The organism is Sphingobacterium sp. HMA12 (genome assembly GCF_002933815.1).
Taxonomy (GTDB): Bacteria; Bacteroidota; Bacteroidia; order Sphingobacteriales; family Sphingobacteriaceae; genus Sphingobacterium.
In genome coordinates, this window is sequence record NZ_BEYR01000005.1 from 341,727 (window position 1) to 357,068 (window position 15,342).

Below are 15,342 nucleotides of genomic sequence, written 5' to 3' on the forward strand. Positions count from 1 at the left end.
TTGCTACTTTATTCGCTACGATCTAACGACAATACCATTATGGTGTAAAGTCCGCTTAAGGTCCGGAATCAATATTTCTCCATAATGGAATACCGAAGCTGCTAATGCGGCATCTACATTGGCCTGTTGAAATACATCGACGAAATGCTGTTGATTACCGGCCCCACCAGACGCGATCAAAGGAATATGAATACGGTCGTTTACAGCTTTTAAGAACTTATTGTCAAAACCGTTTTTTGTCCCGTCATGATCCATCGATGTTAGCAGAATTTCTCCGGCCCCGCGCTCTTGCGCTTCACGGATCCAATCCAGGGTATTGATCGCGGTCTTGATACGTCCACCACTTAAATGAACCAGATCCTGCCCTTCAATAGATCTTGTATCGACAGCAACCACAACAAACTGGGCACCAAAAGCTGCAGCCATCGCATTGATCAGTTCTGGATTACGCACAGCGGCAGAATTGATAGAAATCTTGTCCGCCCCGGCATTTAATAGGATATCAGCATCGCTAATTTCATTGATCCCTCCACCGATGGTAAAAGGAATATTCACCTGCCGGGCTACCGCTTTCACGAGATCTATCGTCGTCTTGCGCCCCTCATGTGTAGCTGTAATATCTAAAAACACAAGTTCATCAGCTCCCTGCTGGGAGTATTCGTAAGCGAGTTCAACAGGATCACCTGCATCGCGCAGATCGACAAAGTTGACTCCTTTTACCGTACGTCCATCTTTAACATCCAAGCAAGGAATTATCCGTTTAGCCAGCATGTTAAAATCTGATTAATGATTTGAGATTCCAGTCTTTGACTTCATCGATAGAGATACGGTTTTCATAGATTGCTTTTCCCACAACTACTGATTCCACTCCACCCAGTTCCTGAAGCTTTTGAATATCATCCATTGAACTGATACCTCCAGAAGCAATCAACTTGATGATCGGAGAATGGCTTAACAATTTTTGATACAATTCTACACCTGCACCACCTAATTTTCCATCTTTGCTAATATCCGTACAAAGGAATCTAAAAAATCCCAGCGCCAAACATTTATCAATATACTCGATCAATTTAATTGGCGAACTTTCCAACCAGCCTGAGTATTTAATGACTTCATCCAATACATCAATTGCAATCACAATATGATCCGCGTATTTGACTTTCCCTTCATTTAGCGTTGCCAGTTCTTCCAAAAAAGAAGGATTTGTGATCGCTTGCGTACCGACAATCACACGGTATACACCAGCATCGACCAATTCCTTTACCTTATCAATGCTTCTGACTCCACCGCCATACTGAATTTTCATATCTGTTTTTTGAATGATATCAAATAAATAGGCCTGATTGCTAAAGTCGCCTTTTGCACCATTTAAATCTATGATATGAACCAACTCAGTTCCGTTTGCATGATAATTCTCGATCTGCTCTTCTAAACTTATAGCATAAGTTGTAACGTCGTTGTAGTTACCCTCTCTTAAACGGACAACTTTTTTGTCCAAAACGTCAATTGCTGGAATTATATACATAATCGAATATTTTTAGTCTACTTGAATAGTTGAAAAATTGAGCAATAACTGCTCACCTGCTTTTCCCGACTTCTCCGGGTGAAATTGTACGCCAAAGAAATTTTCTTTGGAAATTGCTGCTGAAAATGGCAATCCATATTCACATTTAGCGGCGGTAAATGTCATATCATATTCGATATAATACGAATGGACAAAATAAAAATAAGTCTGATCTTCTATATTCGCAAATAAAGGATTATTTGCTTGTACTGAAACGCTATTCCAGCCCATATGAGGTACTTTTCCCGCTATGCTGGCTTCAAAATGTAACGTTTTCAACGGGAACAACTTCAACATCTCGGCATCACCCTCCTCGGAATATTCCGTCAGCAGCTGCATCCCGACACAGATTCCCAGCACAGGTTTGCGCAAGTCCTTAATATAGGGTACTAATCCCGACTCAAGCAATTTATTCATTGCCGCCCCAGCATGACCTACGCCCGGAATAATAATCCGATCATAACAATCCATCTCCTCAGCCGTATTGATCATACCATAGGTCAGCCCTACTCGATCTAGCGCAGCAGTCAGGGAAAAGATATTCCCGGCACCATAATTAATAATTCCTATCATTTTTGAGGTTAATCTTTACTCATTTATCCCGTGGATTCTCTTTATTAAATTAAACAAAACTACAAAACACCCTTTGTACTTGGCAGTTGCATATGATCTGCATCACGGCGAACTGCTTTCTTAATGGATTTGGCAAAAGCTTTAAAAATTGCTTCAATCTTATGGTGCTCGTTATCCCCTTCGGCCTTGATATTTAGATTCGATCTGGAGGCGTCAGAAAATGATTTAAAGAAATGAAAAAACATCTCTGTCGGCATGTCACCTATTTTCTCCCGTTTAAATTCAGCATCCCATACGATCCAATTACGTCCACCAAAATCCAGTGCAACCTGTGCCAGGCAATCGTCCATTGGTAAGGTGTACGAGTAACGCTCAATACCACGCTTGTCTCCCAATACCTTCAAAAATACCTCACCCAAAGCAATCCCCGTATCTTCGATGGTATGGTGCTCGTCTATATGAAGATCGCCTTTCGCTTTGATCGTTAAGTCCAATGCACCATGTCGGGCTATCTGATCCAACATATGGTCAAAAAATGGCAATCCTGTTTCGATGTCCGATTTACCGGAGCCATCCAAGTTCAACTGAATAAAAATATCAGTTTCATTTGTCTTACGGTGATGTTCGGCAGTACGCGTGCCCAGCTTAAGAAATTCGTATACTGTCTTCCAGTCTGTTGTTTCCAAAGCCACCACTTTCGGGTCGATATCGACGTTCTCCAACACACCCAATTGATCATTGGAACGTAGCCATATCGCCTTGGCACCAAGATTTTGCGCGAGTTTCACATCATTGACACGGTCACCGATAACGAACGATTCACTTAAATTATATTTTGATGGATCGAAATATTCACCGAGCATGCCAATACCCGGTTTACGTGTATTTGCATTTTCGTGTGGAAAAGTCTTATCTATATGTTCTTTGGCAAATACTACACCTTCTGCAGCAAACGTATCTAGCACAAAATGATGGACGGGCCAGAAGTTTTCTTCCGGATGGGAAGATGTTCCCAGGCCATCTTGGTTTGAAACCAAGATCAATTCAAAATCCAGTTCCTTCGCGATACGTGGCAGGTACTGCAAAGCACCCGGATAGAATTTTAATTTCGCAAAAGAATCGATCTGTTCATCTTCTGGTTCCAAAATTAATGTTCCGTCGCGGTCTATAAACAGTACACGTTTTAAGTTATCAGGCATAGTATTATTTATTGATTTGATTGAGTTTTTCTAATAATGTTTGGTTCTCTGCAGGCGTCCCGACTGTAATACGCAAACAGCCCTCACAAAGCTCGACTTTAGACCGATCTCTGACGATGATCCCATATTGAACTAGATAATCATAAACTTCTCTCGGCTGTTCCATCTTGACCAGGATAAAATTGGCATCAGAAGGAGTGATATATTGCACATAATCCAGTTCGAGGAGCTCGCGTACCAGACGCTCACGTTCAGCTACGGTCTCTTTGATCCAGTCATTGACCTGATCCACGTTATTCAGGGCCTCCAACACGATATCCTGTGTTGCCTGATTAATGTTATAGGGCGGTTTTATTTTATTATAAACTGCTATAATCTCTTTACTTGCAAATGCCATGCCCAATCGCAGTGCTGCAAGGCCCCAGGCTTTGGACAAAGTCTGCAATACCACCAAGTTAGGATATTCAGCCAGTTCCTGTGTAAATGATTTTACGGAAGAAAAATTGATATAGGCTTCATCCACGACGACAAGCCCCTGGAAATTATTCAATATCGTTTCGATATCCTGACGACGGATAGAATTTCCGGTCGGATTATTCGGCGAACAGATAAAAATCAACTTGGTATGTGCATCTATGGCATTCGCTATTCCATCCAGATCCAACTGGTAGTCTGCCGTAAGGTTTACTTTTTTGAAAGTGACGTCATTGATATTCGCTGACACCTCATACATACCATAGGTCGGTGGAACGAGGATAACATTATCCACACCGGGAGTACAAAATGCGCGGTACAAAATATCAATCGCTTCATCGCTTCCATTGCCTAAAAAAATATTTTCTGCAGGAACACCTTTTATTGTTGAAAGTTTTGCTTTGACTTGATGTTGGAGTGGGTCTGGGTATCGGTTGTAATCATGGTTGAGTGGGGATCCAAAAGGATTTTCATTGGCATCAATCAATATGGATGCCTCCCCTTTAAATTCATCTCTTGCGGACGAATACGGTACGAGCTTCTTGATATTTTCCCGTAATAGGTTGTTTAAGTTGAATGGATTATCCATTATAAAAAAATTAGAGCCGTAAACTTAGATAAATTGTTTATCAAATGCAATATAATAAGCAATTTAAAAAGCATTTGGTGGTAGAAATGTGGTATAAAATTCACAAAAAACTAAACTAAAAACCACTTCCCTTCGACCGAAAGTTCGGTATTGGGGAATACTGTCCGGGCCTCTTCCAGCAAAGGTGCCAAATCCCGGTACCGTGCGGAGTAATGACCCAGCAATAATTTCTTTGCATGGGTTTCTTTGGCTATCTCTCCAGCTTCCAATGCCGTTGTGTGGAAAGTTTCTTTTGCCCGGTCGACCATATCATGTAGAAATGTAGATTCATGGTACATAAGATCGGCATGCTGGACATAGGGAAGGTAGTTTCCTGTGCGTACCGTATCTGAGCAGTATACGTAGCTTCTGGATTTGGGTGCGGGCAGGCTCAATTGATCTGCCGGGTAAACATCCCCTTTTTCATCCACATAGTCCATCCCTTTCTTGATAGCGGGATAATATACTGTGGGAATATTTAACGCCTGAACCACGTCACCGAGCAAGGTCCTGGCCCGTGGTCCTTCATCAAAACGAAAACCCGTGCAGGCAATACGATGTGTTAAAGGAAATGCGCTCACTTTCATAGTCCGATTTTCAAAAATAATACCGGGCCCGTCGGGTGAAATCGGATGAAAAATAAGATTATAGCGCAAGACTGTCTCCGAATGCAGAAATTGGACATCCAAAATCTCTTTTAAGGCAGCCGGTCCATATAAATGAAGATCACTTTTGCGGCCAACGAGATGCATCGAAGAGAGCAGCCCCACTAAACCTAAATAGTGATCTCCATGTAAGTGACTAATAAAAATATGTCCTATACGATTGCTTTTAATTCCATAACGGCTGAGTTGCATTTGCGTCCCTTCCCCACAGTCTATTAAAAACAATTGTTCATTAAAGTTCAGCACTTGGCTAGTCGGATGGCGATCAAACATCGGCGTCGCGGAACTATTCCCTAATATCAGAACTTCAAACTTCATATTAATCTTCAATTGTCCCCCGGTATTCAGATTCCAATTCATGTGCAAAGATCAAATCTTCCGCAACTTTAAGTGATGGAGCTATTTTTATCGATTTATCCAGATGCGACACGCGAACCATATCCATTAATTTAGGACAAAGATTAACCAAAATAAATACGCCACCAACAGACTGGCATAGGCGGTGCGCCAATATGCCCAGACGGATCCCAACTTCATCCGTCTTTTGGACATGAATCATATCCAGAACAATATTGCGTTGGCCAATTGTATTGCGCAGCAAAAATTCCCCCTTGAGTTTAGCTGCATTATCCGCATCTATCACTTCGACATGAGGCTCTATGACAATATAGCGATCGTGTTTATCAATAGTATACTTCATAAGTCTATCTCCTTAGTTTGAGGATACAATGTACTAATAATTTAGCTCTTTTAAGGCTTTTGTCACATTTCTTTCCACGCGCTCCAGTACATTTTCCTGATCAGGGTAAACAAATTTTTCGCCCACAATGTGTTCGTATAGCTCAATATAGCGTTCGGAAATTGAGGCAATGATCTCATCGGTCATCTCTGGAACCGCCTGCCCGTCTTTACCCTGAAAACCATTATCGATCAACCACTTACGAACAAACTCTTTTGACAATTGCTTTTGTGCTTCCCCTTTGTCCTGACGTTCTTGGTATCCGTCAGCATAAAAATAGCGGGAAGAATCTGGGGTATGAATTTCGTCGATCAACACTATTTTGCCGTCTTTTTTACCAAATTCATATTTGGTATCCACCAGGATCAGTCCTCTTTGTGCTGCAATTTCGGTTCCGCGTTGAAACAAAGCTTTGGTATGTTTCTCCAGTTGCACGTAATCTGCCTCACTTACAATACCTTTTTTCAAAATATCTGCGCGGGAAATATCCTCATCGTGACCAACGGCGGCTTTGGTCGTCGGTGTGATAATCGGTTCAGGCAATTTGTCATTCTCCTTCAATCCTTCAGGAAGAGATTCACCACAAACTTCCCGTTTACCGGCAACATATTCACGCCAGGCATGTCCTGATAAGTAACCGCGGATAACCATTTCAACTTTAAACGGTTCGCACATTTGACCTATGGTCACACTAGGATCCGGAACAGATACGACCCAATTCGGGATAATATCGGCTGTCGCTTTCAAAAATTTAGCCGCAATTTGATTCAACACTTGTCCTTTGTAAGGAATAGGACGAGGGAGTACCACATCAAATGCCGAAATACGGTCAGAAGCCACCATAGCCAGGTAGGTATCGGCAATCGTATATACATCACGTACTTTTCCTCTGTAAAAAGCAGTCTGATTTTCGAAATTGAAATTTGTTTCTTTTATAGCGTTCATGTTCAAAGTAAAATTCAAATAAATAATTTTGATCAGTCTTTGTTTTCATTGCTATGCCTGAAAAACAAAGACTCGGTTATTCAGCCATGCCCATTCCTAATGGCCTAAATGAACCGGTTTATTGTGCCTTTTAAAGACGATATGAATATCCAGATCCGCTTGACCGTACTGGGCTTCCGATCGGGGATATTACAACTGATCTATTTTTGCAAGGAACGATTAAATATCGCCGTATGCTTCCAAAATGCGTCGCACCAACTTATGACGAACCACATCGCCACCGCTAAGGTGGATAATATCAATACCTTCAATATTTTCCAGCAGACGGATTGATGTCGAAAGGCCCGATTGATTCTTTTTAGGGAGATCGACCTGGGTCATATCGCCTGTAACAATGAATTTTGCGGTCGGCCCCATACGGGTCAAAAACATTTTTAACTGCATATCCGTTGCATTTTGGGCTTCATCCAAAATGACAAAACAATTATCCAGTGTGCGTCCCCGCATAAATGCCAGTGGCGCAACCTCGATGGTACGGTTTTCTAAATATCCTTTTAATTTTTCAGCCGGAATCATATCGTCCAACGCATCGTAAAGAGGCCTCAAATAAGGATCTACCTTTTCTTTCAGGTCTCCGGGCAAAAAGCCAAGGTTTTCTCCAGCTTCCACCGCTGGTCTTGTCAGGATAATACGTTTGATTTCTTTGTTGCGAAGTGCCCGCACAGCAAGTGCAACAGCCGTATAGGTTTTTCCTGTTCCCGCAGGACCAATGGCAAATAAGATATCATTTTTTGAAATACTATCGACCATCCGTCGCTGATTGGCTGTCCGTGCGCGAACAATCAAACCATTGGGTCCATAAACTATGGGCTCAGAACCAAAGGCGGCTTGCTTGGCAGCAATTTCCTTTTCCTGTTGGGCAGCAGAACCTGCACTTGCCCCAAGAAGGTTCTCAAAATCCAACAAGGAAATGTTGTTAAATTTTTCAAGGTGAGCCATGACTTCCTTAAACGATTGCTCAAAAAGCTCCAACTCCTTCGCATCACCTAACACTTTCATTTCACTTCCACGAGCTACAATCCGCAGTTTTGGGAATTGCTTCTTTAAATAATCAAAGTGCTCATTGTCTGCTCCCCATAATACGGGTAAATTCAGACCATCTAATGCAATTAGTAATTCGTTCAAATTTTATCCTATTTTAGAATTAATCAGATTGTAGCTACCACGCAATAGCTCTTATGCGTAATACTATTCAAAATTAACATATTCTAACGAGAAAATAGACCATACCAAAGAGATTTTTGCAAAAAGAAAACCAAATTATTTTTTTTGCATTTTATACCTGAGTTTTGCTTTTAAAAGTGGATCTTCAGGGTGCGCAAATCGATTCTTTACAATAGAAACCGAAGCTATGTTTGTGTGTATCAACCGGAAAAAGATATATTCAAAATAAGTTCTTCAATTAGCTTTACAAATCAGCTGATAAATAGTAATTTTGCTCTCTATTTAAATAGATTTTTTAGCATCCGAACAAGTAAGCAACAGAAGATCTATTTCTATTCATTCAAAAAGGGAATTCGACAGCAATTCGGTCTACTTTAGATTATAATGGCAGTAATTACGTTAACGACAGATCTAGGACATAAAGATTTTTATCAAGCTGCGCTAAAAGGGAGCCTTTTAACGCAGTTGTCTGATGTTAATATTGTCGATATCACCCACGAGATTCCAGCATTCAATATTCCACGCGCAGCCTTTGTACTTGGTAATGCGTATCATTACTTCCCAAAAGGGACGGTTCATATCATTGGTATCAACACCTTGTTTCATGAAGAATCCAAATACATTGGCATGAAATACAAGGATCATTATTTTGTCGGAGCGGACAATGGTATTTTCAGTTTGCTGCTAAATGGAAATGAACCTCAGGAATTGTATGAACTCAATCTGATGCAGGACCTGAGATACCTTCATTTTCCGCTCGCCGATATTCTTTCAAAATCAGCCTGTCATATTGCAAAAGGGGGAAAACTGAAAGATGTGGGCACACCAATGCATCAACTGATCGAAAAAGTCACGTTACAGCCGATCTTTGATAAAGATATGATCCGAGGCAATGTCATCTACGTGGACGCTTTTGGCAATGCCATTACCAATATTTCAAAAGACCTGTTCAATAAAGTCCAAAAAGGGCGAAATTTCATCTTGTATTTCAAGCGCAACGAAACGATTACCAACCTCTCCTGGCATTACAATGAGGTCGGCGAAGGCGAAAAATTATGTCTCTTTGGTATCAGTAATTATCTGGAAATTGCCATCAACAAGGGCAATGCAAGCCAACTTTTGGGGCTTCACGATGACGATTCCAATGTCATCCGTATCGAATTTAAAGATTAATTTCATAAATTCATTCTTAGAAATTATTTGTCCACGTGTGTTTAGATCCCAAAATAAGGATAGCACATCTAGCAGTTACGCTGCCAAGGCAAAGCAATTTCAGCAAACTTAATATTGGATTGATTGGTTCATTGTTTATGAAGTCTTTAAAATACACGCTACTATCCTTTCTTTTGTTATTTAACCTGGCGTATTTGATGGCGCAGGAGAATGCAGATTCCAGTGCTTTTGAAGTACAGCGTAAACGTGTCAATAGCCTTCTTGAGGCAAGACAACAGAAGTTCGGCGCCTACGACACCAGCCTTACGCAGAAATCAGGACTTTTTGGACTGTTTAAATCCAAGGGGGATATGCAAAAAAGTATCGATATCCTCAAGGATGTTGTGATCACAGATAACAATATCTTTTTGGAAACCCAGCAGTTGCTCAAAATCAAAGATTTCGAAAAAGACAAATTCCGGCAGATGGCCACGGAATACGACAAGCAGATCTCGGCCTATATGGGCACAATTAATAAACTTCAACTTGAAAATGAAAGGCTCAGGACACAATTGGACAAAACAGGCGGAAACGGACTTTCCGGCAATGTATGGCTTTATCTGGCCCTGCTCGTCATCCTAGTGCTAGCGGTCTTATTGTATCGTAGCCGTACACAAAAATCAGTCCCCATCCCCAAAAATACAGACTAACGCTTTCTGTTTTTGCGTGTATAGCGGCGAAATATACCACGAAAATTGATCAAATGATAACTTTAGTTGATCGAAACCGGTCAAAAGCCAAAAAATTGACCAAAGTATGATAGCAAAATATTTTTAATCTCTTTACATTTGTCCTCGCAACAAAACATTGAAGTAGCGGATTATGGCAAGAGGTTTCAATAGTGGTAATAAACAAGAAGAAGATCTACCAAAACCAAAGTTAAATAAGGAGCTCCTATTACGGGCTTCGAAAATAATGACCTATTTAAGGCCTTATCGGGTTAAGTTTGGAATCGGAATGTTATTTTTGGTATTATCCAGTCTTTCCATGCTGGCTTTCCCGGCGCTATTGGGTGCAATGATTGATGCTGCCCAAGGGAAGCAAACGTACACCTGGCTGACCCCTGAAGTGTATTACATTGGTGGAATAGCCTTTATCATTCTATCATTTACCTCGGTGGTTTCTTTTTTTCGTATTCGGATCTTCGTCGAGATCGCTGAGCGGGCTTTGTCCAAAATCCGTAAAGATACCTATCATAAGCTTATCTCCTTGCCGATTGAATTTTTCGCCAATCGCCGCGTGGGTGAATTAAATAGCAGACTTTCCGCGGATTTATCCCAGGTCCAGGATACCTTGACCACTACATTGGCTGAAATTTTAAGACAATTGATCAGTCTTTGTTTTGGGGTATTTCTGCTGGTCTGGGTATCCCCAAAATTGGCCCTGATGAATCTCTGCATATTACCTGTTATCGTGGTTGCCGCAATTGTCTTCGGAAAATTTATCCGTGAATTATCCAGACAGGCTCAGGATAAAATGGCGGAATCAAATAGTATAGTCCAAGAAACATTATTAGGCATTAGCAATGTAAAAGCTTTTGTGAACGAATACTTTGAATTCAACCGTTACAGTAATCAGATGGATTCTGTTGTCAAGTTAGCGGTCAAGGGTGCTACATTCCGTGGAGCCTTTGCTTCATTTATCATATTCTGTATTTTCGGAGCCGTGATCGCCGTCATCTGGTATGGCGCCGCATTGGTTTCTATCCATGAGATGTCTGTCGGTGATCTAACAACATATATCCTTTATTCAATGTTTGTCGCCGGATCAATGGGTAGTTTTCCTGAATTATATGCAAACATACAGCGCTCACTTGGCGCCAGCGAAAGGATCCTGGAAATTCTTGATGAACCACAGGAAGATATCAAAGTTGAACCGAGCTGCAAGGAGATAGGTAAAAAGATGAGTGGAGATCTCCGCTTTAATCATGTGGCATTCGCATACCCTAGCCGTCCGGATATTGAAATTCTCAAAGACATTAATTTTACCGCCAATGCTGGCGATAAAATTGCCATCGTCGGCCCTAGCGGCACCGGGAAATCAACCATTGCTTCTTTAATCCTACAATTCTATACCAGCAATAGAGGAGAAGTACTTTATGATGGCAAGCCAGCTTCGGACTTTGAGCTGTGCGACATACGCAACCAGGTCGCCATTGTTCCGCAAGACGTATTGCTATTTGGCGGAACGATCCGCGAGAATATCGCCTATGGTAAATTAGACGCCACCGAAAATGAAATAACAGAAGCTGCCAAACGCGCCAACGCCCATCAATTTATATTAAATTTCCCTGAAGGATATGATACCGTGGTCGGAGAGCGCGGTGTAAAACTCTCTGGAGGGCAACGTCAACGCATTGCCATCGCCCGGGCTTTACTCAAAGACCCAGCGATTCTGATTCTGGATGAAGCAACGTCTTCATTGGATTCCGAATCAGAACGTCAGGTACAAGATGCCTTGGAAGAATTAATGCGCGGCCGTACGTCCGTCATCATTGCCCATCGTTTGTCGACAATAGTCGATGCAGACAAAATTATCGTGGTCGAAAATGGTGTCGTCTCAGAAAGCGGAACACATTTCGAATTATTACAGAAAGAAACTGGGCTGTACCGCCACCTCTATACCTTGCAATCCAAACAGCAGAAGGTAGATTTGTAAAATTTTGTTAATTATCGATTCTTTTTAAACAAATTGTTCCAGTGATTGTTCATTTGGTATCATACTTGATTATCATTTGAATACACAATAAAAATAGAAGAATTATGAAAAATAGCAAAAATGGATTAGTGGCATTTGCTTTGGTAGGATTGGCTGCGGGAGCTGCTGCATGGTATCTTTTAGGAACCGATGACGGGAAAAAGCAATTAGATCGTGCAAATGATGGCATCAAAAGCTTAACTAAGTCATTGAAAGATCTTTCGAAAAAAGAAGCTAGAAAAGCCCAAAAGTTAGCCAATAGAGCTTCTGCTGAGTTGGACAACTTAAAATCAAAAGCACAGGCTGCTTTCAGTAAAGCGACGGACGATGCCGATGCATTGAAAAACAAGGCAAAAGAAGCCGGTAGAGAAGCTTTGGACCATGCTAACAATGCAGCACAAAATTTAGCAAGCAAAATCGACAACACAACCGATGCTGCTAAATCAAAAATTTCTAATGCATAAGTAAAAAAAACGTTTTTTTAAGAATTGATGGTTTAGCCACCTTCGGTGGTTAAAATACATTTGTATCTTTGCGGAATATGACTTTACTGCAACAGGTAAAAACCTTAATTCTTAAAGACATCATTCTGGAATGGCGATCAAAATACGCCATCAACGGAATCCTACTATATGTCGTATCTACTGTATTTGTTTGTTACCAAGCATTCAAGTCAGTAGATACTACAGTTTGGAATGCATTGTTCTGGATTATCATGTTATTTGCATCCATCAATGCCATCAACAAGAGTTTCGTTCAAGAAAATCCCAACCGACAACTCTATTATTACTCCTTAGTCGACCCAAGGGCAATTATCCTCGCCAAAGTCATTTACAACATGTTATTGATGACCATCTTGGCCACTATCGCTTATTTCGTTTATTCGATCATATTCAAAAATCCCCTCGGGGACCCCATTCTATATTTCATTTCCGTCATTTTGGGCAGTATCAGTTTTGCCAGTGTATTTACCATGATTTCGGGCATCAGTTCAAAAGCGGGAAATAACAGCACGCTAATGGCCATTTTAAGTTTTCCGGCAATCATACCGCTGTTGATCGTACTGATCAAACTCTCCCGCAATGCGATAGAAGGCCTGGAAAGAGCAGCAAGTATGAGAGAAATAATCGTATTACTCGCAATTAATGTAATCACGATCACTATTTCTTTATTGTTATTTCCGTACCTTTGGCGAGATTAAATTTTAGGATTGAAACACATTAAATTCAATTTACCATGAGAAAAAAATGGTGGAAAATATTAGCTGTTCTGATTATTTGTGCAGTCATTATCAATGGTCTTTTAGGTCCTGTCCCTCGCCTATTTATCCTTCACGAAAGTATCCGCAATGTCTATTTCCATGTCCCGATGTGGTCTGCGATGATTGTGATGTACCTGATTTCTGTCATTTATAGCATCAAATACCTCAATACAGGTAAACAAGAATACGATTTAATGGCTATAGAAGCCGTAAATACAGGTATTACCTTTTGTTTTTTTGGCCTGGCAACGGGAATGCTATGGGCCAACATCACCTGGGGAGAGCCTTGGCCAAACGATCCCAAGTTAAATGGTTCGGCGATCGCGACATTAATGTACCTGGCCTATCTCGTGCTCCGCAATGCGCTCGAAGAAGAGCAAAAACGTGCGAAAATATCTGCTGTCTATAATATTTTTGCATTTCCGATCATTATTGTATTGCTTTATATTCTTCCAAAAATGACAGATTCTCTTCACCCCGGAAGCGGTGGCAATGCTACCTTTGGCCAGCTACAAATGAGCAACGAACTCCGTCCGACATTCTATGCTGCAATGATCGGATGGCCAATGATTGCTTTTTGGATCTGTTCGATGCGTTACAGGGTACGTCTACTGGAAAGAAAAGAGCAGGAAATCGATTCTTAAAATAATAGAAACAGGCTATAACGGTCTTAAAATAGGAATTAGGGCGATAACAAGTCCTAAGCTCATGAAATAAAACTTAAAAACAAGCATAAGCCCTTTGTTACTAATGCTTATAGCGGATCGAATAGCGATAACACTGATCAAAAATTAAATTCTGATGAAACCGGAGATTTACCCGAGTGCTCATCAGCCATTAAAAGAAAAATAATAGGATGAAAAAAATAACATTGTCAATTGCATTATTAATCTTATCAACTTTAAGCACTTTTGCTCAGGATGACGTTGATATGGCAACAGGATTACGTAGTGAGGGAAAAATCTATGTGGTTGTGCTCGTGATGTTGGTCATTTTTTTAGGCTTGGCCTTCTTTCTTTTCTTGCTCGACCGCCGCATCTCGAAACTGGAAAAAAAGAATAAATAGTCAGCTATCTATCGCATACCATGATTATAAGTCAGTTCAGAAATTATACGCCAATAAACATCTTATTTTTATCCCTTGTGGGTTTTGTATTATGCCTTGGCATATTCCTACACCTTCCGGATAAACTGGATTCTGTTATTTTTGAACCTGCACTTGGAAATCTACTGGGAGAAAACAATTTAATCAATTTATCTCCGGCAACCAACGTCTTTATCACGCTGATCCTGACCATTTTTCAGGCAACCATACTCAATCGGATCACAAGCCACTTCAACTTGCTCGGAAAACCTAGTTTTCTGGTTGCTTTGATGTACATGACATTGGCTAGTCTATTTTTACCTTTTCTAGTCCTCTCCCCTACGCTTATCTGTAATTTTATTTCGATATGGATGCTGAGCAAATTGCTCTCTTTGTATCGCCAGACCGATGTGAAAGCAGAAATGTTTGACTTGGGTATGATTGTCGGCATAGGAAGTCTGATTTACTTTCCTTTTTTGAGCATGTTCTTCCTGCTGTGGATAAGTCTGCTCATATTCAGACCATTTAATTGGCGCGAATGGATCACACCGCTTTTGGGACTGGCCACCGTATACTTTATACTGGCGGTCATTTATTTATGGGTAGGGAAAATGGAACTATTTTATACCATATGGTTGCCGTTCACGTATAAGTTCCCAACTGCCATACGGATTCAATTGTTTGATTACCTCGTATTGGTTCCGGTACTTTTTACACTGATCCTTTTCTTATTGATCCTTAAGGATAATTTTTTCAAAAGCATCGTGCACATCCGGAAATCTTTCCAACTGTTGTTTTTCATGTTGTGTCTGGCCGTTGCGTCTTTCTATTGGAACAAGAAACTAACAGAAGCCCATTTTCTACTTTGTGCCCCCCCAATCGCTATTTATATGGCCTATTACTTCACCTATGCCAAAAAGAAATGGTTTTTTGAAGTTGTTTACGCCATTATCGTCTTAACGATAATCTACTTTCAATTTTTCTAAACAACTGTACAACAAGTGTTTAACCTTTTTTAACAAAATCGGCTTAACAAGCTCACAAAAATTGAATAGTTTTGTATGCGAATAAAAGCAA

17 protein-coding genes are annotated in these 15,342 nt (G+C 40.7%); 8 read left to right on the forward strand and 9 right to left on the reverse strand.

The window, feature by feature from the left end:
• Nucleotides 1–15: 15 nt before the first annotated feature.
• The 9 genes from hisF to HMAT_RS22425 all read right to left on the reverse strand — a co-directional run bounded on the left by hisF (nt 16) and on the right by HMAT_RS22425 (nt 7,972).
• Complete coding sequence (gene hisF, locus HMAT_RS22385; protein ID WP_104385063.1) at nt 16–771, reverse strand: imidazole glycerol phosphate synthase subunit HisF; 756 nt, start codon at nt 769–771, stop codon at nt 16–18.
• Between the two features lies 1 nt (nt 772).
• Nucleotides 773–1,525 (reverse strand): HisA/HisF-related TIM barrel protein, encoded by a 753-nt coding sequence (locus HMAT_RS22390; protein ID WP_104385064.1) that lies wholly within the window; start codon nt 1,523–1,525, stop codon nt 773–775.
• 12 nt (nt 1,526–1,537) lie between these two features.
• On the reverse strand, nt 1,538–2,137 hold the full coding sequence (gene hisH / locus HMAT_RS22395) for an imidazole glycerol phosphate synthase subunit HisH (RefSeq protein ID WP_104385065.1): 600 nt from the start codon (nt 2,135–2,137) through the stop codon (nt 1,538–1,540).
• Between the two features lie 59 nt (nt 2,138–2,196).
• The gene (gene hisB, locus HMAT_RS22400) at nt 2,197–3,336 is read right to left on the reverse strand and encodes a bifunctional histidinol-phosphatase/imidazoleglycerol-phosphate dehydratase HisB (RefSeq protein WP_104385066.1); all 1,140 of its coding nucleotides are present in this window, start codon (nt 3,334–3,336) and stop codon (nt 2,197–2,199) included.
• A gap of 4 nt (nt 3,337–3,340) precedes the next feature.
• Nucleotides 3,341–4,399: a histidinol-phosphate transaminase gene (hisC, locus tag HMAT_RS22405; RefSeq protein ID WP_104385067.1), complete on the reverse strand. Its 1,059-nt coding sequence runs from the start codon at nt 4,397–4,399 to the stop codon at nt 3,341–3,343.
• Nucleotides 4,400–4,509: 110 nt separating this feature from the next.
• A complete protein-coding gene (locus tag HMAT_RS22410; RefSeq protein ID WP_104385135.1) occupies nt 4,510–5,421 on the reverse strand; it encodes a ribonuclease Z in 912 nt (303 codons plus the stop codon).
• A 1-nt stretch (nt 5,422) separates the two neighbouring features.
• Entirely contained in the window at nt 5,423–5,803 is a 381-nt protein-coding gene (locus HMAT_RS22415) for an STAS domain-containing protein (protein WP_104385068.1), read from the reverse strand.
• 33 nt (nt 5,804–5,836) lie between these two features.
• Entirely contained in the window at nt 5,837–6,787 is a 951-nt protein-coding gene (locus HMAT_RS22420) for a phosphoribosylaminoimidazolesuccinocarboxamide synthase (protein ID WP_104385069.1), read from the reverse strand.
• A 219-nt stretch (nt 6,788–7,006) separates the two neighbouring features.
• Nucleotides 7,007–7,972 carry a PhoH family protein gene (locus HMAT_RS22425; RefSeq protein ID WP_104385070.1) on the reverse strand — a complete coding sequence of 322 codons (966 nt, stop codon included), beginning with the start codon at nt 7,970–7,972 and terminating at the stop codon, nt 7,007–7,009.
• Nucleotides 7,973–8,395: 423 nt separating this feature from the next.
• On the opposite strand from HMAT_RS22425, the gene HMAT_RS22430 reads away from it, so the two are divergent.
• From HMAT_RS22430 to HMAT_RS22465, 8 genes are all read left to right on the forward strand, one after another.
• Nucleotides 8,396–9,184 carry an S-adenosyl-l-methionine hydroxide adenosyltransferase family protein gene (locus HMAT_RS22430; protein ID WP_104385071.1) on the forward strand — a complete coding sequence of 263 codons (789 nt, stop codon included), beginning with the start codon at nt 8,396–8,398 and terminating at the stop codon, nt 9,182–9,184.
• Nucleotides 9,185–9,321: 137 nt separating this feature from the next.
• Nucleotides 9,322–9,873, forward strand: coding sequence for a hypothetical protein (locus HMAT_RS22435; RefSeq protein ID WP_158656062.1), 552 nt, complete (start codon nt 9,322–9,324; stop codon nt 9,871–9,873).
• Nucleotides 9,874–10,045: 172 nt separating this feature from the next.
• Nucleotides 10,046–11,881: an ABC transporter ATP-binding protein gene (locus tag HMAT_RS22440; protein ID WP_104385073.1), complete on the forward strand. Its 1,836-nt coding sequence runs from the start codon at nt 10,046–10,048 to the stop codon at nt 11,879–11,881.
• A gap of 104 nt (nt 11,882–11,985) precedes the next feature.
• Nucleotides 11,986–12,384: a hypothetical protein gene (locus HMAT_RS22445; protein WP_104385074.1), complete on the forward strand. Its 399-nt coding sequence runs from the start codon at nt 11,986–11,988 to the stop codon at nt 12,382–12,384.
• 77 nt (nt 12,385–12,461) lie between these two features.
• Complete coding sequence (locus tag HMAT_RS22450; protein WP_104385075.1) at nt 12,462–13,121, forward strand: heme exporter protein CcmB; 660 nt, start codon at nt 12,462–12,464, stop codon at nt 13,119–13,121.
• Between the two features lie 35 nt (nt 13,122–13,156).
• The gene (gene ccsA, locus HMAT_RS22455; protein WP_104385076.1) at nt 13,157–13,825 is read left to right on the forward strand and encodes a cytochrome c biogenesis protein; all 669 of its coding nucleotides are present in this window, start codon (nt 13,157–13,159) and stop codon (nt 13,823–13,825) included.
• A gap of 212 nt (nt 13,826–14,037) precedes the next feature.
• Complete coding sequence (locus tag HMAT_RS22460) at nt 14,038–14,247, forward strand: CcmD family protein (protein ID WP_104385077.1); 210 nt, start codon at nt 14,038–14,040, stop codon at nt 14,245–14,247.
• A gap of 20 nt (nt 14,248–14,267) precedes the next feature.
• Complete coding sequence (locus HMAT_RS22465; protein ID WP_104385078.1) at nt 14,268–15,251, forward strand: DUF6427 family protein; 984 nt, start codon at nt 14,268–14,270, stop codon at nt 15,249–15,251.
• The last annotated feature ends 91 nt before the right edge of the window (nt 15,252–15,342 follow it).